The sequence below is a fragment of the uncultured Lutibacter sp. genome (assembly GCF_947493565.1).
In the GTDB taxonomy this organism is placed as follows: Bacteria; Bacteroidota; Bacteroidia; order Flavobacteriales; family Flavobacteriaceae; genus Lutibacter; species Lutibacter aestuarii.
Genome location: NZ_CANLRG010000004.1, coordinates 177,919 through 203,720 on the forward strand (window position 1 = coordinate 177,919; position 25,802 = coordinate 203,720).

At 31.1% G+C, this 25,802-nt stretch carries 24 protein-coding genes; 3 read left to right on the top strand and 21 right to left on the bottom strand.

Annotation, left to right across the window (positions count from 1 at the left end):
- Positions 1 to 10 precede the first annotated feature (10 nt).
- From ftsZ to Q0714_RS06430, 13 genes are read right to left on the bottom strand one after another with little or no spacing between them, the layout of a single operon-like run.
- Positions 11 to 1,948, bottom strand: coding sequence for a cell division protein FtsZ (gene ftsZ / locus Q0714_RS06370; RefSeq protein WP_298263601.1), 1,938 nt, complete (start codon positions 1,946 to 1,948; stop codon positions 11 to 13).
- A 45-nt stretch (positions 1,949 to 1,993) separates the two neighbouring features.
- Positions 1,994 to 3,316: a cell division protein FtsA gene (ftsA, locus tag Q0714_RS06375; RefSeq protein WP_298263602.1), complete on the bottom strand. Its 1,323-nt coding sequence runs from the start codon at positions 3,314 to 3,316 to the stop codon at positions 1,994 to 1,996.
- Between the two features lie 3 nt (positions 3,317 to 3,319).
- Positions 3,320 to 4,042 carry a cell division protein FtsQ gene (locus Q0714_RS06380; RefSeq protein ID WP_298263604.1) on the bottom strand — a complete coding sequence of 241 codons (723 nt, stop codon included), beginning with the start codon at positions 4,040 to 4,042 and terminating at the stop codon, positions 3,320 to 3,322.
- A complete protein-coding gene (gene murC, locus Q0714_RS06385; protein WP_298263605.1) occupies positions 4,032 to 5,378 on the bottom strand; it encodes a UDP-N-acetylmuramate--L-alanine ligase in 1,347 nt (448 codons plus the stop codon). The genes Q0714_RS06380 and murC overlap by 11 nt, the downstream gene beginning before the upstream one ends.
- 9 nt (positions 5,379 to 5,387) lie before the next feature.
- Positions 5,388 to 6,476 carry an undecaprenyldiphospho-muramoylpentapeptide beta-N-acetylglucosaminyltransferase gene (gene murG, locus Q0714_RS06390; protein WP_298263606.1) on the bottom strand — a complete coding sequence of 363 codons (1,089 nt, stop codon included), beginning with the start codon at positions 6,474 to 6,476 and terminating at the stop codon, positions 5,388 to 5,390.
- On the bottom strand, positions 6,460 to 7,650 hold the full coding sequence (locus tag Q0714_RS06395) for an FtsW/RodA/SpoVE family cell cycle protein (RefSeq protein WP_298263607.1): 1,191 nt from the start codon (positions 7,648 to 7,650) through the stop codon (positions 6,460 to 6,462). The genes murG and Q0714_RS06395 overlap by 17 nt, the downstream gene beginning before the upstream one ends.
- A complete protein-coding gene (murD, locus tag Q0714_RS06400) occupies positions 7,651 to 8,982 on the bottom strand; it encodes a UDP-N-acetylmuramoyl-L-alanine--D-glutamate ligase (RefSeq protein ID WP_298263608.1) in 1,332 nt (443 codons plus the stop codon). It abuts the gene before it with no gap.
- The gene (gene mraY, locus Q0714_RS06405; protein WP_298263609.1) at positions 8,983 to 10,209 is read right to left on the bottom strand and encodes a phospho-N-acetylmuramoyl-pentapeptide-transferase; all 1,227 of its coding nucleotides are present in this window, start codon (positions 10,207 to 10,209) and stop codon (positions 8,983 to 8,985) included.
- A gap of 4 nt (positions 10,210 to 10,213) precedes the next feature.
- Positions 10,214 to 11,677, bottom strand: coding sequence for a UDP-N-acetylmuramoyl-L-alanyl-D-glutamate--2,6-diaminopimelate ligase (locus Q0714_RS06410; protein ID WP_298263611.1), 1,464 nt, complete (start codon positions 11,675 to 11,677; stop codon positions 10,214 to 10,216).
- Complete coding sequence (locus tag Q0714_RS06415; protein WP_298263612.1) at positions 11,678 to 13,669, bottom strand: penicillin-binding protein; 1,992 nt, start codon at positions 13,667 to 13,669, stop codon at positions 11,678 to 11,680.
- Between the two features lie 8 nt (positions 13,670 to 13,677).
- A complete protein-coding gene (locus Q0714_RS06420; protein WP_298263613.1) occupies positions 13,678 to 14,004 on the bottom strand; it encodes an FtsL-like putative cell division protein in 327 nt (108 codons plus the stop codon).
- Positions 14,004 to 14,900: a 16S rRNA (cytosine(1402)-N(4))-methyltransferase RsmH gene (gene rsmH, locus Q0714_RS06425; protein WP_298263614.1), complete on the bottom strand. Its 897-nt coding sequence runs from the start codon at positions 14,898 to 14,900 to the stop codon at positions 14,004 to 14,006. The genes Q0714_RS06420 and rsmH overlap by 1 nt, the downstream gene beginning before the upstream one ends.
- Positions 14,887 to 15,360, bottom strand: coding sequence for a division/cell wall cluster transcriptional repressor MraZ (locus tag Q0714_RS06430; protein ID WP_298263616.1), 474 nt, complete (start codon positions 15,358 to 15,360; stop codon positions 14,887 to 14,889). The genes rsmH and Q0714_RS06430 overlap by 14 nt, the downstream gene beginning before the upstream one ends.
- Positions 15,361 to 15,568: 208 nt before the next feature.
- On the opposite strand from Q0714_RS06430, the gene Q0714_RS06435 reads away from it, so the two are divergent.
- From Q0714_RS06435 to Q0714_RS06445, 3 genes are read left to right on the top strand one after another with little or no spacing between them, the layout of a single operon-like run.
- Positions 15,569 to 16,333 (top strand): alpha/beta hydrolase, encoded by a 765-nt coding sequence (locus Q0714_RS06435; RefSeq protein WP_298263617.1) that lies wholly within the window; start codon positions 15,569 to 15,571, stop codon positions 16,331 to 16,333.
- Between the two features lie 2 nt (positions 16,334 to 16,335).
- Complete coding sequence (gene yihA, locus Q0714_RS06440; protein ID WP_298263618.1) at positions 16,336 to 16,947, top strand: ribosome biogenesis GTP-binding protein YihA/YsxC; 612 nt, start codon at positions 16,336 to 16,338, stop codon at positions 16,945 to 16,947.
- Between the two features lies 1 nt (position 16,948).
- Positions 16,949 to 17,635 carry an RluA family pseudouridine synthase gene (locus Q0714_RS06445; protein ID WP_298263619.1) on the top strand — a complete coding sequence of 229 codons (687 nt, stop codon included), beginning with the start codon at positions 16,949 to 16,951 and terminating at the stop codon, positions 17,633 to 17,635.
- On the opposite strand, the gene argH is transcribed toward Q0714_RS06445, so the two are convergent.
- The 8 genes from argH to argG are packed head-to-tail and all read right to left on the bottom strand — an operon-like array spanning position 17,632 to position 25,802.
- Positions 17,632 to 18,909 carry an argininosuccinate lyase gene (gene argH, locus Q0714_RS06450; RefSeq protein WP_298263620.1) on the bottom strand — a complete coding sequence of 426 codons (1,278 nt, stop codon included), beginning with the start codon at positions 18,907 to 18,909 and terminating at the stop codon, positions 17,632 to 17,634. The two genes, Q0714_RS06445 and argH, sit on opposite strands and share 4 nt — an antisense overlap.
- 12 nt (positions 18,910 to 18,921) lie before the next feature.
- Positions 18,922 to 19,980 (bottom strand): M20 family metallo-hydrolase, encoded by a 1,059-nt coding sequence (locus Q0714_RS06455; protein ID WP_298263622.1) that lies wholly within the window; start codon positions 19,978 to 19,980, stop codon positions 18,922 to 18,924.
- The gene (gene argB / locus Q0714_RS06460) at positions 19,980 to 20,765 is read right to left on the bottom strand and encodes an acetylglutamate kinase (RefSeq protein WP_298263623.1); all 786 of its coding nucleotides are present in this window, start codon (positions 20,763 to 20,765) and stop codon (positions 19,980 to 19,982) included. The genes Q0714_RS06455 and argB overlap by 1 nt, the downstream gene beginning before the upstream one ends.
- 1 nt (position 20,766) lies before the next feature.
- Positions 20,767 to 21,708 carry an N-acetylornithine carbamoyltransferase gene (locus Q0714_RS06465; protein WP_298263624.1) on the bottom strand — a complete coding sequence of 314 codons (942 nt, stop codon included), beginning with the start codon at positions 21,706 to 21,708 and terminating at the stop codon, positions 20,767 to 20,769.
- Positions 21,701 to 22,831: an aminotransferase class III-fold pyridoxal phosphate-dependent enzyme gene (locus Q0714_RS06470; protein WP_298263625.1), complete on the bottom strand. Its 1,131-nt coding sequence runs from the start codon at positions 22,829 to 22,831 to the stop codon at positions 21,701 to 21,703. The genes Q0714_RS06465 and Q0714_RS06470 overlap by 8 nt, the downstream gene beginning before the upstream one ends.
- A 10-nt stretch (positions 22,832 to 22,841) precedes the next feature.
- On the bottom strand, positions 22,842 to 23,630 hold the full coding sequence (gene proC, locus Q0714_RS06475; RefSeq protein WP_298263626.1) for a pyrroline-5-carboxylate reductase: 789 nt from the start codon (positions 23,628 to 23,630) through the stop codon (positions 22,842 to 22,844).
- A 10-nt stretch (positions 23,631 to 23,640) separates the two neighbouring features.
- Positions 23,641 to 24,618, bottom strand: coding sequence for an N-acetyl-gamma-glutamyl-phosphate reductase (argC, locus tag Q0714_RS06480; RefSeq protein ID WP_298263627.1), 978 nt, complete (start codon positions 24,616 to 24,618; stop codon positions 23,641 to 23,643).
- On the bottom strand, positions 24,615 to 25,802 hold the full coding sequence (gene argG, locus Q0714_RS06485) for an argininosuccinate synthase (RefSeq protein ID WP_298263628.1): 1,188 nt from the start codon (positions 25,800 to 25,802) through the stop codon (positions 24,615 to 24,617). The genes argC and argG overlap by 4 nt, the downstream gene beginning before the upstream one ends.

Here is a 25,802-nt window from a genome sequence, read left to right on the forward strand (position 1 = left end):
GGCAATATATTTAGTCTACATTATCATGTAAAAATGAATTGTTAGATCTTAATTGAATTCCGTCATTTTCATCAATCTCAAGTGTTGTTCTAGATTGATTAATTTCAGAAGAATGCGTTGTTTCATTTAACTCAACTCCCATTCTTTTATAAGCAGGTTCTTTTTCAATTTCATCAATATTTTTAGTCACTTTATTGATAAACTTATAATTAAAATTTTTCATTTTTTCTCTACGTTCTGCTGCTCTTTTTTGCAGTTCAGAAATGGTCAAATCTAATGGCGAAACTTCGGTATAATCTACAACCTCATGGTTGTTAATATCAATTTTTGTTTCAGATTTTAAAGATATATTTAACTCTTCATCTACATCATCAATTGCAATATTTGTTATTTTACTTTTTTTTGCTTTTGATAGGTTTTCTTCAAGTTCAGTATAATCTTCTAAAGAAAAATACACATCTTCTTCAACTTTTTTAATCGGCTCAACTACTTTGTGTTCTACTACATCAATATTGTTAATATCAATTTTCTTAGTCTCAGAAATCTCTTTTTGCTCTGGCTTAATTTTAGCTTTAGCTTCTGGAATTGGCAAATCGAATGTAAAGGTTATTTGTTGCTCTTCTACTTTATTAACAACAGGCTTTTCTGGTTCTTCACTTTTTACAGAAGTAATTACAAAATCATCTTCAACAGTATTTGAAGAAATTTCATCATAAGTAACGTCTAAGTTTTTAATAAAGTCTGATGTTGGTATTAACCGAATTTCCTTCTCTTCTTCCTCAATTTCTTCACCTAAATCGTAAACTATTTTTTCATCTTTTGGTGTATCCTCAACAATTGGTTTAGACGTATTTTTTATAGATGGATTTTGAATTCTTTTTTCAGAAAAATCAAAAGAAGCTTCTTGGTCATCATCTAATGTATGAATAATTTTTTTAGCTTCAGTATTTGAAATTTCATGTTGTTGATCTTTATTAAAACCCGTTGCTACTATAGTTACAGCGATGGCATCACCTAACGATTCATCTTCACCAACTCCCATAATAATGTTTACATTAGATTTAGCTTGAGACTGGATATAATCGTTAATTTCTCCTATTTCATCTATCGTAATCTCCTCAGCTCCCGAAACAATTAACAATAATACATTTTTGGCACCAGTAATTTTATTATCATTTAATAATGGCGAATCTAGCGCTTTAGATATTGCAATTTCTGAACGATTGTTTCCAGAAGCAGTTGCAGAACCCATAATTGCTGTACCACTATTTGAGAGTACTGTCTTCGCATCTTTTAAATCAATATTTTGTGTATAGTGATGTGTTATTACTTCAGCTATACCACGTGCAGCTGTAGATAAAACTTCATCTGCTTTAGAAAAACCAGCTTTAAACCCTAGGTTTCCATAAACCTCTCTTAATTTATTATTATTTATAACAACCAATGAATCTACATACTCACGTAATTTTTCAATCCCTTTTTGAGCTTGATCATTACGCATTTTCCCTTCAAATGTAAAAGGAATAGTTACTATACCAATAGTTAATAAATCCAACTCACGAGCAACTTTTGCAATAATAGGCGCCGCTCCAGTTCCAGTACCACCACCCATACCAACAGTGATAAATACCATTTTAGAATTGGTTGAGAGCATATCTTTAAGCTCTTGGATGCTTTCCATAGCTGCTTGTTCACCAACATCAGGATTTGCACCTGCACCTAACCCTTCCGTAAGGGAAACTCCTAATTGAATTTTTGTTGGGATTGGACTGTTTTGTAATGCCTGAGCATCGGTATTACAAACTACAAAATCAACTCCGTTAATTCCTTGAGAGTACATGTGATTTACTGCATTGCTACCTCCTCCACCTACTCCAATGACTTTTATAACGTTAGACTGATTTTTAGGTAAATCGAATGAAATGTTGTTGAAATCTGAATTGCTCATAGTATGTATTTATTGGTATTATATTCTTTCTCTATTTCTATAAATTTATTCTGCATTATCTAAAAAATCTCGGAACTTATCTCCCCATTTTTCAAAAATTGATTTTTTAGGTTCTTTTGGTTCTTGTTGTATTATTTCTTCTTCTAAATCTTTACTTTCAACTTCTTTTGAAATATTTTGCTGTGCTACTTTTGCTTTTTCTTTATCTAACTTTTTTAAGCCGTTCATTAATAAACCAACTGCTGTAGCATATTGCGGACTCGAAATACTTTCATCTGAATCACCAGCTAAATTTTCATTAGGGTAACCAATTCTAGTATCCATTCCAGTAATGTATTCCACTAACTGTTTTAAATGCTTTAATTGAGCTCCACCTCCTGTTAATACTATCCCTGCAATTAATTTTTTCTTAGGCTCTTCATGTCCGTAATTTTTAATTTCTAAAAATACTTGTTCAATAATTTCAACCACACGAGCATGAATAATTTTAGAGAGGTTTTTTAAAGTAATCTCTTTTGGATCTCTTCCTCTTAATCCTGGAATAGAAACTATTTCATTGTCCTTATTTTCACCTGGCCATGCTGATCCAAACTTCGTTTTTAATAACTCCGCCTGCTTTTCAATAATTGAACAACCTTCTTTAATATCTTCGGTAATTACATTTCCACCAAAAGGAATAACAGCAGTATGACGGATAATTCCATTCTTAAAAATTGCCAAATCTGTAGTTCCTCCTCCTATATCGATTAATGCTACACCTGCTTCCTTTTCTTCATTACTTAATACCGCTTCTGCAGAAGCCAATGGTTCTAAAGTAATTCCAGCCAAATTAAGTCCGGCACTTTTAATACAACGTCCTACATTTCTTATTGATGAAACCTGACCAACAACTACATGAAAGTTAGCTTCCAATCTTCCTCCATACATCCCAACTGGTTGTGTAATTTCAGCTTGCCCATCTACTTTAAACTCTTGTGGTAATACATGTATAATTTCTTCACCAGGCAACATTACCAGTTTATGTACTTGTTTCTCTAATTTTTCTAAATCTTCATCATCAATAACCTCTTCAGAGTTTGGACGAGTAATATAATCGCTATGTTGCAGGCTTCTAATATGCTGACCAGCAATGCCAACCACAGCCTCTGTTATTTTAATTCCAGAAACTGCAATAGCTTCATCTACAGCCATTTGAATTGACTGAATTGTTTGTGTTATGTTATTTACAACACCTCGGTGCACACCTAAGCTTTTAGCTTTTCCTGTACCTAACAACTCTATTTTCCCATATTCATTTCTACGTCCAATCATAGCAACAATTTTAGTTGTTCCTATATCTAAACCTACTGAAATATCATTGTGTTCCATATTTTATTTTTTTGTACACACAACTTGGTTGTTGTATTTTAAATTAATTGCACTATAACTATCAATTGTTTTATCGGTCATCGCTTTGCTATAAAATGAATTTAAATTTTTAAATTTTTGCTTCAAATTTTTAGCTTTTCCAATAAATATTTCTTGATCTCCAATCCTAGTTATCAAAACATATTCTTGATTCTTCATTTTTTGAATACCGATAATTTGTTTTTTCAAAAATTCGTCTTTCAAAATAGCTGTCACTAAATCATAAATTTCATGAACATCCTGTTCTACAATATCTCCAGAAACTAACAAAACTCTAGCAGAATGGTTTGTTGATAAAGGCATTTTTTTGGACTGTTTATCAATATAATAACTACCTGTTTCTGTTACAATTCTTGCTATTGGAGTTCGCTGTTTAATTTTTGTTTTAAGCACTCCATTTATGGTTAAAAAAACAGCAGCTTCTTCAACCATGGGATGCAATAGCACATTTGTCTCTAATTTGTGTAAATCTATAACAGATTTTGCTTGATTTTTAATTGTTGTACTATTTTGTATTAACAATTTATTAACCATTTGATGATTCATAAAAAGATTATCTCCTTCTTCAAACTCCACCACAATATCTTGAACCTTTTTAATGCTGTTTTTTTGGCTTGAAAAGCTGTACAAAAACACCACTAAAAAGAGCAGTAAAAATCCTTTTATGTAATCCCAGTTAATTTTCAATTTTTAATTTATTTTTTACTGTGTCTACTAATTCACCAATGTCTCCAGCACCTAACATAACTATAACTTCTGCTTTTGAATTTAATACGTTACTCACTAAATCTTCTTTTGATGAAATTTGTTTTTCCTTTAATGATATTTTATTCAACAACCATTCTGAAGTTACCCCTAAAATTGACAATTCTCTAGCTGGATAAATATCCAATAAGATAACTGCGTCAAACCGCGACAAACTTAAGGCAAAATCATCAATAAAATCTCTTGTTCTACTATATAAATGAGGTTGAAAAATTCCTAAAACTTTTTTAAGTGGATACATCTCTTTAACTGAATCAATTACCGCATTTATTTCAGTTGGATGATGTGCATAATCATCGATTAAAACTAAATTTTCTGTTTTTATTTTATAAGAAAAACGTCTTTTTATCCCTTTAAAACTAAGTAAAGCTTCAGCAATGACAGGTAAAGCTATTCCATAACTATTTGCCATTGCCAAAGCTGCCACCGCATTTAGCACATTATGTTTTCCTGGTAAATTTATTTGTAGGTTTTTTATCAACTCATTAGGAGTTTTAACATCAAAAATATAAGACCCATTTTCTATTCTTATATTTTGCGCATTGTAGTCTGCCTCTTCTTCTATTCCAAATGTTTTTCCAGCAATTGACAACCCTTTTTTAACCAATAAAGTATCGGTAACTTTTGCTGCGAATTCTTCAAATGATTTTTCTAACGCAATAGGCTCTCCATAAATATCTAAATGATCGGCATCCATTGATGTGATACAAGCAATATTTGGAGATAACTTTAAAAAAGACCTATCAAATTCATCTGCTTCGACTACTGAAACTTCATTTCCCCCTAATATTAAATTTGAATTGTAATTTTCAGAAATACCTCCTAAAAATGAAGTTGAATTAACCTTGGCTTCTTTTAAAACATGTCCTAATATGGTTGAAGTTGTTGTTTTACCGTGGGTACCAGCCACAGCTAAACAAAACGAATTTTTAGTGATTTCACCTAATATTTCTGAACGTTTTAAAACGGTATAATTGTTTTCAATAAAATATGTTAATTCTTTATGATTTTTAGGCACCGCTGGGGTATATACCACACAAGTATGTTGCAAACTCTTAAATTCGGTTGGAATTGCTGTTACAGCATCTTCAAAATGAATTTGAATACCCAAATCTTTTAAAGAATCGGTAATAGCTGTAGAAGTTTTATCGTATCCAGCAACCATTTTTCCGTTGCAAGAAAAATACCTTGCAATAGCACTCATACCGATACCTCCAATACCAATAAAATAAACGTTATGTATATTTTCTAAATTCAACTGAACTAACTATATTAATTTTTCTATTTCTTTAACAATATCTTTGGTTGCATTTGGCAATGCTAATTTTTTAATATTTTGACCTAATTTTTGCTGTAAATCAGTATCGTTTAATAATTCTTTAAACATTGTTTGAAAAAAATCAGCTTCAGATTCTTTCAGCAGTAAAGCTGCATTTTTATCAACCACAGCTAAGGCATTTTTAGTTTGATGATCTTCAGCTACGTTAGGCGAAGGGATAAAAATCACTGGTTTTCCAACAATACATAATTCTGATATTGAACCTGCTCCAGCTCTACTAATTAAAATATCAGCCGCTGCATAGGTTAAATCCATTTTATTTAAAAAAGCATGTACTTGAACTCCTTCTAAATCATCATACTTTTTAAATTCATCGTAATACAATTTCCCTGTTTGCCAAATAACCTGTACATTATTTGCCACCAACCAATTCACATGCTTTTCAATTAAATTATTAACCGCTCTAGCTCCTAAACTACCACCTAAAACAACTAATGTTTTTTTCTTAGTATTTAATTTAAAATAGTTAATAGCTTCCGTTCTTTTTTCATCAATATTTAATAAATCCTGACGTACAGGGTTTCCTGTTTTTATAATTTTATCTGTATTAAAAAACCTATTTAAACCATCGTAAGCAACACAAATTTTATCTACTTTTTTACTCAGCAACTTATTGGTAATTCCTGGATATGAGTTTTGCTCTTGTATTAATGTTTTAACCCCAATTAAATTAGCCACATACAATGTTGGTCCGCTCGCAAAACCACCTGTACCAATAACAATAGAAGGCTTAAATTTTTTAATAATTTTATACGCATTCCACAAACTACTAAGTAATTTAAATGGAAACATTAAATTTTTAAGTGATAAACTTCTTTGGATCCCAGAAATCCACAACCCTTTTATTTCATAGCCTGCTTGTGGAACTTTTTCCATTTCCATTCTATTTTTAGCGCCAACAAATAAAAAATTGGCTTCAGGATATGTATTCCTTAGCTCATTTGCTATGGAAACAGCTGGATAAATATGTCCACCTGTACCTCCTCCACTTAGTATGATATTAACCGATTGTTTCATGTAAAATATCTAAAGGGTTTTCTTCACTTTCTATACTCTTCTCTTTTTCTTTATCAGCTGTAACGCTTAAAATAATTCCTATTGCAAAACATGTCATCCAAATAGAAGTTCCTCCACTACTAATTAAAGGCAAGGTTTGTCCTGTAACTGGAAATAAATTAACTGCAACTGCCATATTGATAATTGCCTGAAAAATTATTGGTAAACCAACACCAATAATTAACAGCGTTGCAAATATGGTATTCGCTTTTTTAGCGGCCACTAAAAACCTAATTAATAGGGAAAAATACAGCAGAATCACCGTTAATGCTCCAGCCAAACCAAACTCCTCTACAATGATGGCAAAAATAAAATCTGACGATGATTGTGGTAAAAAGTTTTTTTGAACACTCTTTCCTGGACCTCTTCCTTTTATCCCACCACTTGCTATTGCTATTTTAGCTTTTTCAACTTGATAACCTTCTTCAACATTTTTATTGGAAAAATTTTCAATCCTGCTAATCCAAGTATCAACTCTATTTGGCATGGCATTTGGAAATGCTTTTGCAGTAAGCACAAATAGAGTTAACACCAATACACCTATCCCCACAACAGATGCTAAATATTTAATTGGGTAACCTCCTATAAAGGTTACTACTAATATCATTGAAAAAATAATTGCTGTAGTTGAAAAATTTGCAGGCAAAATGAACACTAATGTAATTGCTATAGGCAACCACAACTGTATAAAACTTTCTTTAAAAGTGATTACCTTTTCTTTGTTTCTAGCTAAGTATCTTGCAACATAAACCATTAAAACTAATCCCGCTAATGTTGAAGTTTGGAAACCTACACCAATTATTGGAATTTGAATCCACCTACTTGCATTAGCTCCTCCAATTGTAGTTCCTTTTGTAAGTGTGAAAATAAGTAATGCCACAACCAATGGAAGCATTAAAACTGAACCCCCACTAAAATAACGATAAGGGATTTTATGCACACCATAAATTATTAAAAACCCACAAGAAAGTAAAAATGCATGCTTAAATAAATGAAAGGTAGTTGTTCCATTATTGGCCACATAAACCAAATTGGTACTTGCACTATACACTGGTAAAAATGACAATAATGCCAAAATTGCTACCAATGCCCAAATAGCGCGATCACCTTCAATATTTTTAAGAATGTTTTTCATTTACAATTCTCTAACTGCTTGTTTAAATTTATTCCCTCTATCTTCATAACTTTCAAACAAATCAAAACTAGCGCAGGCAGGAGATAATAAAACAGTATCTCCTTTTTCTGCAATTTTATAAGCTACTTTTACCGCTTCTTCAGCACCTGCTGTTTCAACTATTAAATCAACTACGTTATTAAATGTGTGTACAATTTTTTGATTGTCTATCCCTAAACAAATAATAGCTTTTACTTTTTCTCTTACCAATGGCATGAGTTCTAAATAATCATTTCCCTTATCAACTCCTCCTACTATCCAAACTGTAGGCGTTTTCATACTATCCAAAGCATAAAATGTTGCATTCACATTGGTAGCTTTCGAATCATTAACATACTGAACACCATTAATTTTAAGTACAGATTCTAATCTATGTTCAGCACCTTCAAAATCTTCTAAACTTTCTCTAATAGTGTTTTTTCTCACCTTTAATAATGAAGCTGTCATGGCCGCTGCCATTGCATTTTTTGTGTTGTGTTTTCCTTTTAATGCTAAGGTTGATATACTCATTATCTTTTCTTCTTTTATGTATTTTAATATTATATTATCATCTTTTAAATAAGCTCCTTGTTCTAATTCTTTTTTTAATGAAAAAGGTAGTAAAGTAGCTTTTACTTTATTATTCTTTATCCAGTTTAGTATTACTTCATCATCTGCATCAAAAATCAAAAAATCTTGTGCTGTTTGATTTTCAGTAATCCTAAATTTAGAGTTCACATAGTTTTCAAACTTATAATTATACCTGTCTAAATGATCAGGAGTTATGTTTGTAATGATTGCTATATGAGGTGTAAAATTCACAATGCCATCTAATTGAAAACTACTTAATTCCAACACATGAACATCATATTCATTTTCAGCAACTTGAGCAGCAAAACTTTCTCCAATATTTCCTCCCATCCCTACATTTATTTTTGCTTTTTTCAAAATATGGTTTACCAACATGGTTGTGGTAGTTTTACCGTTTGAACCAGTGATACCCACAATAATTCCATTGGTATATTTTGAAGCAAATTCAATTTCTGAAATCACAGGAATTTTTCTTTCAATTAATTCTTGAATTATAGCAACCTTATCTGGAATTCCAGGGCTTTTCATTACTATATCAGCTTCAAAAATTTTATCTTCTGAATGGTTTCCTTCTTCAAAAGGAATTTCATTATTTAAAAGAACTTGTTTATACTTTTGAGTTATTGTTCCTTTATCAGAAACAAAAACTTCAAAGCCTTTTTTTTTCCCAAGTATAGCTGCGCCTATTCCACTTTCTCCAGCACCAAGTACAACTAATTTCATTTATCGCAACTTTAATGTTACTATTGTTAATACCGCTAACATAATTCCAACAATCCAAAAACGAGTCACAATTTTACTTTCGTGATATCCTGATTTTTGATAGTGATGGTGTAATGGAGACATTTTAAAAATTCTTCTTCCTTCTCCATATTTCTTTTTAGTATATTTAAAGAAACTTACTTGAAGAATTACGGATAAATTTTCAACCAAAAATATGCCTGCTAAAATTGGAATTAATAACTCTTTTCTTACTGCTATTGCTAAAACAGCAATAATTCCTCCAATGGTTAAACTTCCTGTATCTCCCATAAAAACTTGGGCTGGATAAGTATTATACCATAAAAACCCTACCAAACCTCCCACAAATGCAGCTATAAAAATGGTCATTTCTCCAGAGTTTGGGATATACATAACATCTAAATAATCTGCAAATATGATGTTACCAGATACCCAAGCAAAAATACCCAAGGTTAACACAATTATTGCTGAGGATCCCGCCGCTAAACCATCAATCCCATCTGTTAAGTTTGCTCCATTTGAAACCGCTGTTATGATAAAAATTACAATAGGGATAAAAATTAACCATGCATAATCTCTTAATCCTTCACCAAACACATCTAATGCTGCTGCATAATCCAATTCATTGTCTTTTAAAAAAGGAATGGTAGTTTTGGTTGATTTTTTTGCATTTGCAAATAAAACTGGTGTTCCTTCTTCAGTGGTGTATTGAAATTTATTTGGAAGCTGCTCTTTCATAGTTACACTAGGATGAAAATAAAGCATTGCTCCTACAAATATTCCTAAGGTAACTTGCCCCAAAACCTTAAATCTCCCCTTTAAACCTGCTTTGTCTTTTTTAAATATTTTAATATAGTCATCAATAAAACCAATAGTACCCATCCATAAAGTTGTCACTAATAATATAACTATATAAACATTATCAATTTGCGCAAAAAGAACTACCGGAATTAAGGTGGCTAAAATTATAATTACACCTCCCATTGTTGGGGTTCCTGCTTTTTCAACTTGACCTTCTAACCCTAAATCACGAACAGACTCTCCAACTTGTTTACGTTGTAAGTAATTAATAATTTGTTTTCCATAAATTGTTGAAAACAGTAATGAAGCTATAAATGCCATTGCTGAACGAAAGGAAATGTACTGAAACAAACCTGCCCCAGCTAGATCGTAATGTTTTTCTAAATAATCGAATAAATAATATAACATCTCTTTAACTTTCTATGGCATTTAATATTTGTGATATTTTCTCAAAATCGTCAAAATGAGATCGAACTCCATTAATTTCCTGATACGTTTCGTGCCCTTTACCAGCAATTAAAATGATGTCTCCACTTTTTGCTAATTTTGTTGCCGTTTTAATTGCCTGCTCTCTATCTAAAATTGAAATGGTTTTTTTATAGTTTTGAGGTTCTACACCTGTTTCAATTTCATTTATAATAATTTGCGGATTTTCTGTCCTCGGATTGTCTGATGTAAAAATTACCTGCGTACTTAATTGAGATGCTAGACGCCCCATAATAGGGCGTTTAGCTTTATCTCGGTCTCCACCGCATCCCACAACGGTAATCACTTGTTCGTTCCCTGTTCTTATATCATTTATTGTTTCTAGAACATTTTTTAAAGCATCTGGTGTATGCGCATAATCAACTACTGCAGTTATGCCCTCTTTGGAAATAAAATATTGAAAACGCCCAGTTACACTTTCTAATTCGCTTAAATAAGTAAGCACTTCTGTTTTATGGAGTTTTAACAGTTTTGCCACTCCATAAACTGCCAATAAATTGTAGGCATTAAAACTTCCAATTAGCCTTGTCCACACTTCATCTCCATCTATATTTAGCAATAGACCTGTAAATTGATTTTCTAATATTTTAGCTTTAAAATCTGCCATAGTTTTTAAGGCATACGTATATTTTTCAGCATTGGTATTTTGAAGCATCAACAGTCCATTTTTATCATCGCTATTCACAAGTGCGAAAGCTGATTTTGGTAAAGAATCAAAAAATGATTTTTTTACATCTCTATATTCTTTAAACGTTTTATGATAATCTAAATGATCGTGCGTTAAGTTGGTAAATACCCCCCCTTCAAAATGCAAACCTTTGGTTCTTTTTTGATGAATACCATGAGAACTAACTTCCATAAAGCAATACTCTACACCTGCATTAACCATTTCATTTAAATAGTTGTTAATAAGTAACGAATTAGGAGTTGTATGAGTTGCTTGATGTTCTTTTTGATCAATTAAAATTTTAACTGTAGATAATAAACCTGCCTTAAAACCAGCTTTTTGAAATAACTTGTACAGTAAAGTTGCTATTGTAGTTTTCCCATTAGTTCCAGTGATTCCAATGAGTTTTAATTTTGCCGAAGGGTTTTCATAAAAATTTGAAGCTATCACAGCCAAAGCACTATCTGAATCTTCAACTTCCACATAAGTAACTCCTTCAACTAACGTAGTTGGTAATTGTTGGCATACAATTGCTATTGCTCCAGATTCTATTGCCTGACCAATAAATTTATGACCGTCAAAAACCAACCCTTTTTGAGCAACAAATAAACTCCCTTGCTTTACTTTTCTAGAATCAAAATCTATACTTACCACGTTTTTATTTGTAGCTCCATGTATAGCAGTGATAGTAACTTTATATAATATGTCTTTAATTAGCTTCAATTAAGTTAATTTTATTTTAATGGTTGCACCTTTAATTATTTTTTCTCCTTCATTTATAGATTGTTCAACAACTTTACCTGTTCCATAAAAGTTAACTTTCAATCCTAAATTTTCAAGCAAAGAAATGGCGTCCATACCCGCCATTCCTTTGACATTTGGGATCGAATTATATTCCTTGTTTGAAATAGTATAATAGGTGTTAAAGCTATTTTGAACACTTTTAAAATTTGGCATTCTCTTATCAACTTCATTAATAATATAGTTTGATGTATAAATTTTTTGTGCGATATCTTTAAATACAGGTCCTGACACATCTGCTCCATAATACCCAGTTTGAACTTTTGGTTTATGAATTACCACAATGCAAGAATATTTGGGATCTTCAGCAGGAAAATATCCTGCAAAAGAAGACACGTATTTTTTATCTTTTACCCACTCTTGATAATTTCCATATTCCGTTCTTGCAGTTCCTGTTTTACCTGCCATAGAAAAATTTTCAGCATATAGTTTTCTACCTGTTCCTTTTTCCACAACATTTTTCAGTACTTCTTGAATTTTTTTAACAGTTTCTTTTGAGCATACTGCTGGATTAATGATTTCTTTCCCGAAAGACTCCACATGTTGATCCCAAGAACGAATTTCTTTCACAAATTTTGGCTTCACCATCTCACCATTATTTGCAATTGCATTGTAAAAAGTTAATGTTTGTAATGGTGTTAATTTTAAATTATAACCGTACGCAATTGACGGCAAAGCATTTTTACTCCATAACTTATGCCCAGGACTAGGAATTAATGGAACTCCTTCTCCTTCTAACGGCAATCCTAAACGCTTATCAACATTTATCTCTTTTAAAGCATCGATGAATTCATCTGGTTTCTTCCCAAAATTTTCCTCTATCAGTCTTGCAAAGGCAATGTTTGAAGAAACTTCTAAAGCTCTAGCGGCAGATATTTTTCCATACCCCCCTCTTTTAGAATCATTGATATACCTTCCATACATTTTATATCTTCCATTCCCTGTATCAACCACTGTACTTGTATCAATCTTACCAGATTCTAAGGCAACAACCATTGCCATTAATTTAAAAGCTGAACCAGGCTCATGAGATTCTCCAACTGCATAATTTAATCTTTCATAGTATTTCCCTTCTGAATTTCTTCCTAAATTTGAAATTGCTTTTATTTCCCCAGTTTTAGTTTCCATAACTACCACACAACCGTGATCTGCACTGTAATACTCCAATTGTTTCAATAAAGAGTGATGAGCGATATCTTGTATGTTTACATCTATGGTAGTTACTATATCTTTACCATCTACTGGTTCTTTTTCATTATTATCATTAATAGGTTTCCATTGTCCTTTAGCAATTTTTTGCTTCATTCTCCATCCATGTCTTCCTTTTAAATAGCGTCTAAATGCACCTTCAATTCCTGGACCCCCTCTATAATCATCGTATCCTATGGTTCTTTCTGCTACTTTTCCTAATGGATGCGCCCTTACTGTAGATTGCTCAGCAATAAAACCTCCTTTATACATTCCTAAATTAAAAATTGGAAAACTTTTAATCTTCATATAATCCGTATAACCTAATTTACGAGCAATAAATAAGTATCTATTTTTATTTTTTCTAGCCTTTCTAATTTGGGTCTCCCATTTTGATGCTGTTCCTCCCAACATTTTAGATAGCTCCACAGATAATGCTCTAATATTTTTTTCAAAATCTTCACTCTTAACTGTAAAAGCATCCATTCTTATTTCATATTGCGGCATTGATGTAGCCAACAAACTTCCATCTGCAGAAAAAACATTTCCTCTATTGGCAAAAATTGTATCGTTTCTTAATGTTAATTGTTCAGATAAACTCCTGTACTTATCTCCATCTGCAAATTGTATGTTTGTTAAACGCACCACAACAGCTACCAGTAAAATAGTAACAAATACAAATACAATGTATAATTTGTTTAATATGCCTTTTTTGGTAACTGCCAATGTTAACTTTATTTTTTTGAAACAACCTTAATAACTTGCGGTGGATTTTCACTTGGTTTTAAACCTTGATCCAATACTTTATTTCTAATTGCCGATTCTAACTTCAGTTTCATTGAAATTGAACGAGTATCAACAAATTCTGCTCTTAATTCTTTTATTTTTTTATTGAGTTCAGCAATTTCCATTACCTTTTTATCAGAACTATGTGCACTTGCAATCATTAGCATCATTAAACCAACTAAAAACAAAATAAATCGCCAATTTTTTAAGGAATCTTTACTTATTAAGAAGTTTCCTTTTAACAAACCGTATATTTTATTTTTTACTATCGACATTAAAAAAGTGTTGCAATTCTTAATTTAGCACTACGAGCTCTATTATTTTCTTTAATTTCAGCCTGAGTTGGAACCATCATTTTACCAACTTTTTTTAATGGCACTTTTACATTTCCAAAAAAATCTTTTTCTGGCTCACCTTCAAATATTCCATTTCTAATAAATCGCTTTACCAATCTATCTTCCAATGAATGATATGAGATTACACTTAAACGCCCATTTTCATTCAACAATTCAGGCACTTGCATTAAAAATTCTTTTAAAACTTCTATTTCCTGATTTACTTCGATTCTAATTCCTTGAAATATTTGAGCAAAAATCTTGTGTTCAACTTTTTTGGGAACAAACTCACTCAAAACTTCTTTCAACTCAAAACTTGTTTTAATCTTTTTTTCAGAACGTGCCTCAATAATTTTTTTAGCAATGGCTTTTGCATTTCGTAACTCTCCGTATTGAAAAAGCACATTACTTAATTTTTCTTCCTCATAATTATTTACAACTTCAAATGCCGAAATACCATCTCCTTGATTCATTCGCATATCCAAATCTGCATCAAAACGCGTAGAAAAACCTCTTTGAGCTTCATCAAATTGATGTGAAGACACTCCTAAATCAGCTAAAATTCCATCTACTTTCTTTATTCCATAAAACCTCAAATACCTTTTTATAAACCTAAAATTTTGAGGAATTAGTGTAAATCTATCATCCTTAATACTATTTTGCTGCGCATCTTCATCTTGATCAAAAGCAAATAATTTACCCCGCTCACTTAACCTACTCAAAATCTCTTTTGAATGACCTCCTCCACCAAATGTAACATCTACATATATCCCATTAGGCTTAATATTTAAACCATCTACGCTTTCTTTTAATAAAACTGGATTATGATACTTCATCTTCGCTATCTATTACATTTCCCATAACTTCTTCTGCTAAATCTGCAAAATCAACTGTTGCATCATCAATAGCTTTTTCATAGTGTTCTTTATCCCAAATTTCAATTATATTAACAGATGAAGCCAACACCACATTTTTTTCAATTCCAGCAAAAGCTTGTAAATCTTTTGGTATTAAAAGTCTTCCTAAGCTATCCAACTCAACAACTTTTACACCTGCAGTAAACCTTCTAATAAAATCATTATTCTTTTTTACAAACCTATTTAGCTTATTAACTTTCGCCATCATCAAGTTCCACTCAGACATAGGATACATTTCCAAACAAGGCTGAAAAACTGAACGTTTCAAAACAAAACCCTCTTGTAAAATTGGAGCCAACTGCTTCTTTAATGCAACAGAAAGCAATAACCTTCCCTTAGCATCCGCCTTAGCTTCATATGTTCCAATTAGATTCACCATTTTGTTTGAGATATAATTCAAAAATATAAATTTTTTCCCACATTTTTCCACTTTTACCCACTTTGTTGATAACTTTTAACATATCTAACAGATATTTACTTAGTTTTTTGAAATACAGTCAATTAATATTTTATTCACTCCTTTATTTAAAAAAAGTGTATTTTCGAAAAAAAAGCTACCTTTGTCATAGCTTAAAACTTAAAATTTAATGAGCAAAAATCTTATCAAAGAAGGTAAATATAGTTATGTAGAAGCTGGGGAAGGACAGCCCCTTATTATTCTTCATGGCCTTATGGGAGGTTTGAGTAATTTTAGTGGAGTGCTAAATTATTTTTCAAAAAAAGGATATCGAGTAATCATCCCTGAATTACCAATTTATACATTACCACTTTTAAAAACCAATGTTAAAAACTTATCTAAATTTTTAAAAGATTTTATGAAATTTAAAAATTTGGATGAAGCAATTTTAATTGGAAATTCTCTTGGCGGTCATATTGCATTATACTTTACCAAATTAAATATTGACAATGTAAAGGCTCTCGTTTTAACAGGAAGCTCAGGATTATATGAGAAATCTATGGGAGATACTTACCCTAAGAGAGGCAATTACGAATATATTAAAGTAAAAACCGAAGAAGTATTTTACGACCCTAAAGTTGCAACCAAAGAAGTTGTAGATGAAATTTTTGAATCTGTAAACGATAGAAGTAAGGTTATAAGAACTTTAGCTATTGCTAAAAGTGCTATTAGACATAATATGGCTAAAGACCTTCCAAAAATGAATATTCCTACTTGTATAATTTGGGGTAAAAATGACAGTGTTACTCCCCCTGAAGTTGCAAAGGATTTTGAAAAATTATTACCCGACGCCAATCTATTTTGGATAGATAAATGTGGTCATGCACCAATGATGGAACATCCTGAAGAATTTAATAGAATTCTTGAAAATTGGTTAAATGATAGAAACCTTTAGCAATGAAAATTAAATCCGCTAATTTTGTAATTAGCAATAGTGATGTTGCAAAATGCCCTAAAGAAAGACTGCCAGAATACGCTTTTATTGGAAGATCTAACGTAGGAAAATCATCGCTTATAAATATGCTAACAGGTCAAAATAAACTAGCAAAAACATCTGGAAGACCCGGGAAAACTCAATTAATCAATCACTTTAAAATTAACAACAATTGGTTTTTAGTTGATTTGCCTGGCTATGGTTATGCCAAAGTTTCTAAAAGCATTAAAAAAAACTTTCAAAGTTTTATAAAAAATTACTTTTTACAAAGAGAACAACTTATCTGCACATTTGTTTTAGTAGATTGCAGACATGAGCCTCAAAAAATTGATTTGGAATTTATGGAGTTTTTAGGCGAAAATGAAATTCCTTTTTGTATCATTTTCACAAAATCTGACAAACTTAAACTTTCTGAATTGAATAGAAATATTCAAGTTTATACAAAAAAAATGACCACGACCATTTGGGAAGAAATGCCTCAATATTTTGTTACTTCGGCAACTTCATCAAACGGAAAAGATGAACTACTTAACTTTATTGATAATATTAATCAAGGATTAGAAGAAGGTTTATAAAATGGGTTCAACCATAAAAAATTTACAGATTCTTTTTGAGGACAACCACTTAATTATTGTAAACAAACAATCTGGTGATATTGTACAAGGAGATAAAACTGGAGACCAACCTTTAAGCGATATTATTAAAGAGTACATTAAAAAAAATTACAACAAACCAGGAAATGTCTTTTTAGGAGTTGTACACAGGTTAGACAGACCCACAACTGGCGTTGTAGTTTTTGCCAGAACTTCAAAAGCTTTAGAACGTTTTAATAAAATGCTACGTAATAAAGAGGTGCATAAAACCTATTGGGCAGTTGTAAAAAACAAACCAAAAAATTCTAAAGACTCTTTAACAAGCTACTTAAAAAAGAATCCCAAAAACAACAAATCAACCTCTTATTCATCTGAAATAGAGGGAAGTAAAAAAGCAATTCTTCATTACAAGGTATTAAAATCACTTACTAATTATCACTTACTAGAAGTTGATTTAGAAACAGGCAGACATCATCAAATTCGCTGTCAATTAGCCTCTATAGGAAGTCCTATTAAAGGTGATTTAAAATATGGTTTTAACAGAAGCAATAAAGATGCAAGTATTCATTTACATGCTCGTAAAATTGAATTTATTCATCCTGTATCAAAAGAAAATATTTCTATTGTTGCCCCCACTCCAAAAGATGTAATTTGGGACGCTTGTAATTAAACTTTATTTTTCTTAGCCACAATTTCATCTAAACATAAATTACCAATACTACCTTTATGAGTATGATTTACTGTTTTATCTGGATAAAAATTACCTTCATTAATATTCTTTCCTACAATTTTATAAGCATCTCTAAATGGGGCTCCATTTTGAACCAATTTGTTCACCTCTTCAACACTAAACAAATACAAGTATTTCTCATCATCAACAATTGTGGTATTTACCACAATATTTTGCAAAGAATAGGTTAACATTTCCAAACAAGATTTTAAGGTTGAAAATGAAGGTATCAACCCTTCTTTCAACAATTGTAAGTCTCTATGATAACCGCTTGGCAAATTATTAGTAATTAACGTAAACTCATAAGGCAATGCTTGAAGCTTATTACATTTTCCTCTAATCAATTCAAAAACATCTGGATTTTTTTTATGAGGCATAATACTAGAGCCTGTTGTTAATTCATCAGGAAAAGAAATAAAATTGAAATTTTGACTCATATATAAGCAAATATCCATACTCATTTTTGCCAAAGTACTCGCTACAGAACTTAATGCAAAGGAAACTGATTTTTCTAATTTACCTCTTCCCATTTGAGCAGCAACTGAATTAAATTTTAAAGTATTAAAATTCAATAATTTGGTAGTTTCATCTCTATCAATTGGGAAAGAACTTCCATAACCAGCTGCTGAGCCTAACGGATTTTGATCAGCAACTTTATACGCTGCTTTTAGAAAATAAATATCATCTATCAATGTTTCTGCATACGCTGAAAACCACATTCCAAATGAAGACGGCATAGCTACTTGCAAATGTGTATAACCTGGCAATAATACATTTTCATACTGTTTTGCTAAAGCTATTAGCAAATTAAATAATTCATCAACTTCTGTATTTATTTCTGTTAAAGCATCTTTTAAATACAAATGCACATCTACTAAAACTTGATCGTTTCTTGAACGTGCGGTATGAATTTTTTTCCCAGTATCACCTAATTTTTCAGTTAATAAAAACTCAATTTTAGAATGTACATCTTCAAAAGATTCTTCTATAATAAAATTACCTTCTTCAATTGTTTTTAAAATTGAATTTAGAGCTATTTCTAAACCATTAATTTCGGTAGTAGATAGCAACCCTATTTTATGTAACATTTTAGCATGTGCCAAATTTCCTATTACATCATATTTTGCTAAAATTAAATCTAATTCTCTATCGTTACCCACAGTAAACAAATCTATTTTTTTATCTGTAGAAAATCCTTTGTCCCAAAGTTTCATCCTTAATATTTTTTAAATTATTTCTTCTAATATTTTAATATACAATTGTAACCCTTCAACAATTTCATTTATGTATATAAATTCATCTGCTGTATGAGATCGTAAACTTTGCCCTGGCCCTAATTTTAAAGAAGGGCAACTCAACACAGCTTGATCTGACAATGTTGGTGAACCATAAGTTTGTCTTCCAAGCTTAATCCCCGCTTTTACAATAGGGTGATTTTTAGGAATGGATGATGAATTTAAGCGTAGTGATCTAGGACAAACTTCTGAAGCTACATTTGATTGAATGATATCAAATACTTCCTGATTTGAATATACATCTGTTACACGTACATCCACCACATATTTACAACTTGCAGGGATTACATTATGCTGATGACCAGCTTCAATTTGAGTAACTGTCATTTTAACCTTACCTAAAGTTTCAGATTCTTTTGGAAATTCATAGTTTTGAAACCAATGAATATCATTTATAGCATTGTAAATAGCATTATCACCAATACCATGAGCCGCATGGCCTGCCGTTCCTTTTGCTTCGCAATTTAAAACCATCAATCCTTTTTCTGCAATTGCCAAATTCATTAAAGTTGGCTCTCCAACAATTGCAAAGTCAATTTCTGGTATAATGCTAAGCATGCTATTTAAACCATTTGGTCCAGAATTTTCTTCTTCAGCAGATGCAACTATCACTAAATTATATTTCAAATCTGTTTTATTATAAAAATAAGTAAACGTAGCTAACAATGAAACTAAACAACCACCAGCATCATTACTTCCTAAACCATATAATTTTCCATCTATTATTTCGGCTTTTAAAGGATTACGAGTATAACCTTTATTAGGCTTTACCGTATCATGATGTGAGTTTAATAAAATGGTTTTTTTAGAAAAATCAAAGTATTTATTTTTTGCCCAAACATTATGTTTATCACTTTCAAATTTAATATTATGATTCGAAAAATATTGCATAATTAATAATGCAGTTTCATTTTCTTCACCTGAAAAAGATTGGGTAGAAATTAATTTTTGAAGCAACTCTATTGCTCCATCTGTTAGTTGTTGTATCATTATTTTAAACTTAAAGTGGTATATTTAGTTGTAGTAGAATTTATTAATGAAGCGTCTCCTATTTTTACTTTTCCTACTCCATTTTCTAACGCATTAAAACAATTTTGCAGCTTTGGCAACATTCCATTTGCTATAATACCTTCATCTACTAACTGTTTATATTTTTTTAAATTTATTTTTTCAATTATTGAATTTTCATCTTCTATGTTTTTTAAAACACCTTGCAACTCAAAAACATAATTTATTTCTGTTTCAAATAACTTACTCATACCAATTGCTATTTCAGCGGCTATGGTATCTGCATTTGTATTTAATAATTGACCTTTTTTATTATGGGTAATTGCACAAAAAACTGGTGTAATCTTATTTTCTAACAATAGCGATATCATTTCTGGATTTATTTTATCAATATCTCCAACAAAACCATAATCAACATCATTTATATCTCGTTTATGAGCAATAATGACATTAGCGTCAGCCCCAGTTAAACCCATAGCATTACAATTAAATTGTTGTAGTTTTGCAGTAATATTTTTATTTAATAACCCTGCATAAACCATTGTTACAACTTCTAAAGTTTCTGCGTTAGTAACCCTTCTACCATTCACCATTTTTGAAACTAGCCCCATTGCAGATGAAATTTCAGAAGCTCTTTTACCACCTCCATGGACTAATATTTTAGGCTCTTTCAATGTTGAAAAGTTTTTTAAAAAAGAGTTTAAAGCATGTTCATCATTAATAACATTCCCTCCAATTTTTACAATTTGTAACTTTTGTTTTTCCATTTTATTCTAAAATTTTCTTTAACACAATTTGCGCTGCATAAGTTCTATTGTTAGCTTGCTGAATTACAATTGAGTTTTTAGAATCAATTACCTCATCTGCAACAATCACATTTCTTCTAACTGGTAAACAATGCATAAATTTTGCGTTGTTAGTTAACTTCATTTTTTCAGAAGTAATCATCCAACTAGCATCTATATTATCAACTTTACCATAATTTTTAAATGAACTCCAGTTTTTTACATAAACAAAATCTGCTTTCTCAAACGCTTTTTCTTGGTTGTATTCTATTTTAGAGTTTTTTGTAATTTCTGAATCTAACTCATACCCTATGGGGTGTGTAATTACAAAATCAGCTTCTTTTAACTGCATCATCTCTATAAATGAATTTGCAACAGCATGTGGTAAAGCCTTTGGATGCGGAGCCCAAGAAAGAACCACTTTTGGTTTATGTTTGGTTTTAAATTCTTCCATTGTAATGGCATCTGCCAATGCTTGTAAAGGGTGACCTATAGCACTTTCCATATTTACCACTGGAATTCCTGCGTATTTTTTAAAACTATTTATTACCTGCTCAGCTTTATCCTTTTCTTTATTAATTAAGCTTGCAAAAGATCTAATAGCTATTATGTTGCAATATTGAGCTATTACTTTGGCAGCTTCTTTAACATGTTCAGATTTATCTTGATTCATCACTACTCCATCCTCAAACTCTAATTGCCATCCTTCACTTCCAAAATTCATAACAATTACATTTAACCCTAAATTTTGAGCAGCTTTTTGAGTACTTAAGCGTGTTCTTAAACTATTGTTAAAAAACAACAAACAAATTGTTTTTCCTTTTCCAAGAGACTTAAATTTCAACTCATCCTGTTTCAAATCAATAGCTTCTTTGACGGCGACTTGAAGGTCTTCAATATCGCTTATATGTGTGAAATTATTCATTTAACAACTCTTTTAAGGCGTTAATAAATTGATTAATTTGAGTTTTAGTAATAGATAATGGCGGTAAAATTCTCAATAGTTTTTTATTATTAGAACCTCCGGTAAAAATGTGTTTATTAAAAATTAATTGCTTTCTTAGTTCGCCTACTTCAAAATCAAATTCTAGACCTAACATTAAGCCCTTTCCTTTCACTTTTTTAACTTGAGGAATTTTAGTGATTTGTTCTAAAAAATAATTATAAATCTCATTTACATTTTCCATTAAATGTTCATTTTTTATAGTATCTACTACTGAAATTCCAGCTGCACAAGCCAAGTGATTTCCTCCAAAAGTAGTTCCTAACATTCCGTAAGTTGCTTTATATTTATCAGCAATTAACACCCCTCCTATTGGAAAGCCATTTCCCATGCCTTTGGCTATAGTAATTATGTCTGGCTTAATTTTATGATGTTGAAAGGCGAAAAATTTTCCACTTCTACCATAGCCAGACTGTACTTCATCTAGAATTAATACTACATCATTTTTATTACATATTTTTTCAACTTCCTGAAAAAAATCTGTAGTTCCTTCATCCAAACCTCCAACCCCTTGAATTCCTTCAATAATTACAGCAGCCACATCATTCTTACCTATTTCATGAATAACTAATTCAACATCATTTAATGGTAAAAACGTAACTTTTTGTTGTAAATTTATTGGTGCGTTTATAGCTGAATTATCTGTAACAGCTACCGCAGCCGACGTTCTTCCATGAAATGAATTTTTAAAGGAAATAATTCTGCTTTTTTTGGTTATAAAAGAAGCCATTTTTAAAGCATTTTCATTAGCTTCAGCTCCTGAGTTACACAAAAACAAATTATAATTTTCACAGCCAGAAATTACACCTAACTTTTTAGCTAATTCTACCTGTAATGGATTTTGAATTGAATTGGAATAAAATCCAATATTATTCAGTTGCGTTGTTATTTTTTCAACATAATTTGGATGAGAATGACCAATTGATATCACTCCATGTCCGCCATATAAATCTAAATATTGTGTATTATTTTCATCCCAAACAACTGCTCCTTTCGCTTTTATTGGAGTAACATTGTATAATGGATATACTTCAAATAAATTCATTTTAAATTGTTTAAATTTGATTAATTTTTTCAAAAGAAGTTACTAAACCTTTTATTAAAGACGAGCTTAAACCTTGATGCTCCATTTCATTTAAGCCTTCAATGGTACAGCCACTTGGTGTAGTAACTTTATCTATTTCCTGTTCTGGATGATTTCCAGATTTTACCAATAAACTTGAAGCTCCTAAGCAAGTTTGCATGGCTAGTTCTTGAGCTTCTTTTGCATCAAAACCCAGCTGTATTGCTCCTTGAGTGGTAGCTCTAATTAAACGCATCCAAAAAGCAATACCACTTGCACATATAACAGTGGCCGCTTGCATTAATTTTTCATCAATTTGTAAGGTAGTACCAAGTGAATTAAAAATAGTAGTTGCACTGGTTAATTTTTCTTCACCTTTTTGGTTAGCGCACAAACATGTCATAGATTCTGAAACCGAAATTGCCGTATTAGGCATACTTCTAATAATAGCTATTTCTTTGCCTAAAACGCTTTCAATTTCTTCAATTTTTCTACCTGTAACAACCGAAATAATAGTGTGTTTTGATTGTAAATCACATTTTATCTCACTCAAAACTTGTTTCAATTGTTTTGGTTGAACCGCTACAATTATAATTTCAGAATTTTGAATGGCCTTGTTGTTATTAGCAGTAATTTTAACCTTAGTTCCAAAATTACAATTTGTTAAATCTGAAATAGTTCTTTTTGTCAAATACAAAGAATCCAGTTTTAAATCACTATTTAGCATTCCTTTTGCAATTGACATTCCTAAATTACCTGCTCCTATAATAGCTATTTTCATAAATATTAATTTAAAATGAAGTTGCCTTTAATTGTAGCCCTTCCTCTTCTAGAAAGCCAAACATTAAATTCATATTTTGAATTGCCTGTCCCGAAGCTCCTTTTAATAAATTATCAATAACAGAAGTTATTAATAGTTGATTTCCATGTTTTTCTAAATGCAAAAAACAATTATTGGTATTGACCACTTGCTTTAAATGAATTGGAAGCTTTGAAACATGTGTAAAAACTTCATTTTTATAATAGGTTTCAAATAATTCATAAGCCTGTTCAATACTTTCTTCAAAAGTTAAATAAACAGATGCAAAAATTCCTCTGCTAAAATTTCCTCTATTTGGAATAAAAAATAGGTCTTCTGAAAAATTATTTTGTAACAAATTTAATGTTTCATTAATTTCTCCTAAATGTTGATGTGTAAATGCTTTATAAACAGAGAAATTATTATCTCTCCAGCTAAAATGTGTTGTTTTACTTGGAGAAACACCAGCACCAGTTGAACCAGTTGTTGCATTGATATGAACTGAGCTATTTATTTTTGAAGCTTTCGCTAAAGGTAGCAAAGCCAATTGAATTGCGGTTGCAAAACAACCTGGATTTGCAATATAGTTGGATTTTTGAATTACTTTTTTTTGAAGTTCAGGTAATCCGTACACAAATTTATATCCTTTAAAAGCGGAATCCTCTTTCAATCTAAAATCGTTGCTTAAGTCTATTATTTTAGTCTTTTTAGAAAATGAATTTTTTTCTAAAAAAGTGGTTGAATTTCCATGTCCCAAACACAAAAACAGCACATCAACATCTGGATTAATTTTATGGGTAAATTTTAATTCTAAAGCCCCTAACAAATCTTGATGAACTTCATAAATATAATTCCCTGCATTTGAAGTACTAAATACAAAATCTAATTCAACTTGTGAGTGATTTACCAACAACCTAATTAATTCTCCTGCAGTATAACCTGCTCCTCCAACAATTCCTACTTTAATCATAATTCTGAATTTACGCTGTGATATATTTTATTTGAAGTCCCTAATATTTTAATAAAACCTTTGGCTTCTTCAGCGGTCCAAGCTTTGTTTGTTTCACCATATTCTCCAAATTTAGATTTCATTAAATCATGTTTAGATTCAATACCATTTAGACTAAAATGATAGGGTTTTAACGTGATAAACACTTCTCCTGTTACTGTTTTTTGAGCATCTTCTAAAAAGGCTTCAATATTTCTCATCACCGGCTCAAAATACTGTCCATCATGCAACAACATTCCATACCAACTTCCTAATTGTTCCTTTAAATTTTGCTGCCATTTAGATAATACATGCTTTTCTAATAAATGATGTGCTTTAATTGTTACAACTGCTGCTGCAGCTTCAAAGCCAACTCTTCCTTTAATCCCTACAATGGTATCTCCCACATGAATATCTCTTCCTATAGCATATTTTGAAGCAATTTCTTCTAATTTTAAAATGGTGTTCACTGGTGAATCTAGTTCGTCATTTAACCCTACTAATTCTCCTTTTTTAAAATGTAGTTTAATATTAGTTGGACTCGATTTTTCTAATTGACTTGGATACGCTTCTTCTGGTAAACCTTGATGAGACGTTAAGGTTTCAACACCACCAATACTTGTTCCCCAAATTCCTTTATTTATAGAATATTTTGCTTTAGACCAAGGGTAATCCACTCCATGCTTTTTTAAGTACGCTATTTCTTCTTGTCTTGAAAGTTTTAAATCTCTAATTGGAGTGATGATCTCAATTTCTGGAGCCAATGTTTGAAAAATCATATCAAAACGCACCTGATCATTTCCAGCACCAGTACTTCCATGCGCTATGTATTTTGCCCCCACTTTTTTAGCATACTCTACAACTTCAATAGCTTGAAAAACTCTTTCAGCACTTACTGATAAAGGATAGGTGTTGTTTTTCAATACATTACCAAAAATCATATACTTGATAGCTTTTTGATAGTAAGTTTCTAAAATATTGGTATTAGTATGAGAGGCTACTCCCATATCATATGCTTTCTGTTCAACCAACTTAAGTTCGTTTTCTGAAAAACCTCCTGTATTCACTAAAACGCTATGAACTTCTAAATTTAGTTCATGTTGTAAATATTTTACGCAATAAGAAGTGTCTAAACCTCCACTGTATGCTACAACTACTTTTTCCAT

Bases quoted from the DNA above. Each gene is read 5' to 3' on its own strand.
- ftsZ (WP_298263601.1), bottom strand. From the start codon at position 1,948: ATGAGCAATTCAGATTTCAACAACATTTCATTCGATTTACCTAAAAAT.
- ftsA (WP_298263602.1), bottom strand. From the start codon at position 3,316: ATGGAACACAATGATATTTCAGTAGGTTTAGATATAGGAACAACTAAA.
- murG (WP_298263606.1), bottom strand. From the start codon at position 6,476: ATGAAACAATCGGTTAATATCATACTAAGTGGAGGAGGTACAGGTGGA.
- Q0714_RS06395 (WP_298263607.1), bottom strand. From the start codon at position 7,650: ATGAAAAACATTCTTAAAAATATTGAAGGTGATCGCGCTATTTGGGCA.
- murD (WP_298263608.1), bottom strand. From the start codon at position 8,982: ATGAAATTAGTTGTACTTGGTGCTGGAGAAAGTGGAATAGGCGCAGCT.
- mraY (WP_298263609.1), bottom strand. From the start codon at position 10,209: ATGTTATATTATTTATTCGATTATTTAGAAAAACATTACGATCTAGCT.
- Q0714_RS06420 (WP_298263613.1), bottom strand. From the start codon at position 14,004: ATGTCGATAGTAAAAAATAAAATATACGGTTTGTTAAAAGGAAACTTC.
- rsmH (WP_298263614.1), bottom strand. From the start codon at position 14,900: ATGAAGTATCATAATCCAGTTTTATTAAAAGAAAGCGTAGATGGTTTA.
- Q0714_RS06430 (WP_298263616.1), bottom strand. From the start codon at position 15,360: ATGGTGAATCTAATTGGAACATATGAAGCTAAGGCGGATGCTAAGGGA.
- Q0714_RS06435 (WP_298263617.1), top strand. From the start codon at position 15,569: ATGAGCAAAAATCTTATCAAAGAAGGTAAATATAGTTATGTAGAAGCT.
- yihA (WP_298263618.1), top strand. From the start codon at position 16,336: ATGAAAATTAAATCCGCTAATTTTGTAATTAGCAATAGTGATGTTGCA.
- Q0714_RS06445 (WP_298263619.1), top strand. From the start codon at position 16,949: ATGGGTTCAACCATAAAAAATTTACAGATTCTTTTTGAGGACAACCAC.
- argH (WP_298263620.1), bottom strand. From the start codon at position 18,909: ATGAAACTTTGGGACAAAGGATTTTCTACAGATAAAAAAATAGATTTG.
- Q0714_RS06455 (WP_298263622.1), bottom strand. From the start codon at position 19,980: ATGATACAACAACTAACAGATGGAGCAATAGAGTTGCTTCAAAAATTA.
- argB (WP_298263623.1), bottom strand. From the start codon at position 20,765: ATGGAAAAACAAAAGTTACAAATTGTAAAAATTGGAGGGAATGTTATT.
- Q0714_RS06465 (WP_298263624.1), bottom strand. From the start codon at position 21,708: ATGAATAATTTCACACATATAAGCGATATTGAAGACCTTCAAGTCGCC.
- Q0714_RS06470 (WP_298263625.1), bottom strand. From the start codon at position 22,831: ATGAATTTATTTGAAGTATATCCATTATACAATGTTACTCCAATAAAA.
- proC (WP_298263626.1), bottom strand. From the start codon at position 23,630: ATGAAAATAGCTATTATAGGAGCAGGTAATTTAGGAATGTCAATTGCA.
- argC (WP_298263627.1), bottom strand. From the start codon at position 24,618: ATGATTAAAGTAGGAATTGTTGGAGGAGCAGGTTATACTGCAGGAGAA.
- argG (WP_298263628.1), bottom strand. From the start codon at position 25,802: ATGGAAAAAGTAGTTGTAGCATACAGTGGAGGTTTAGACACTTCTTAT.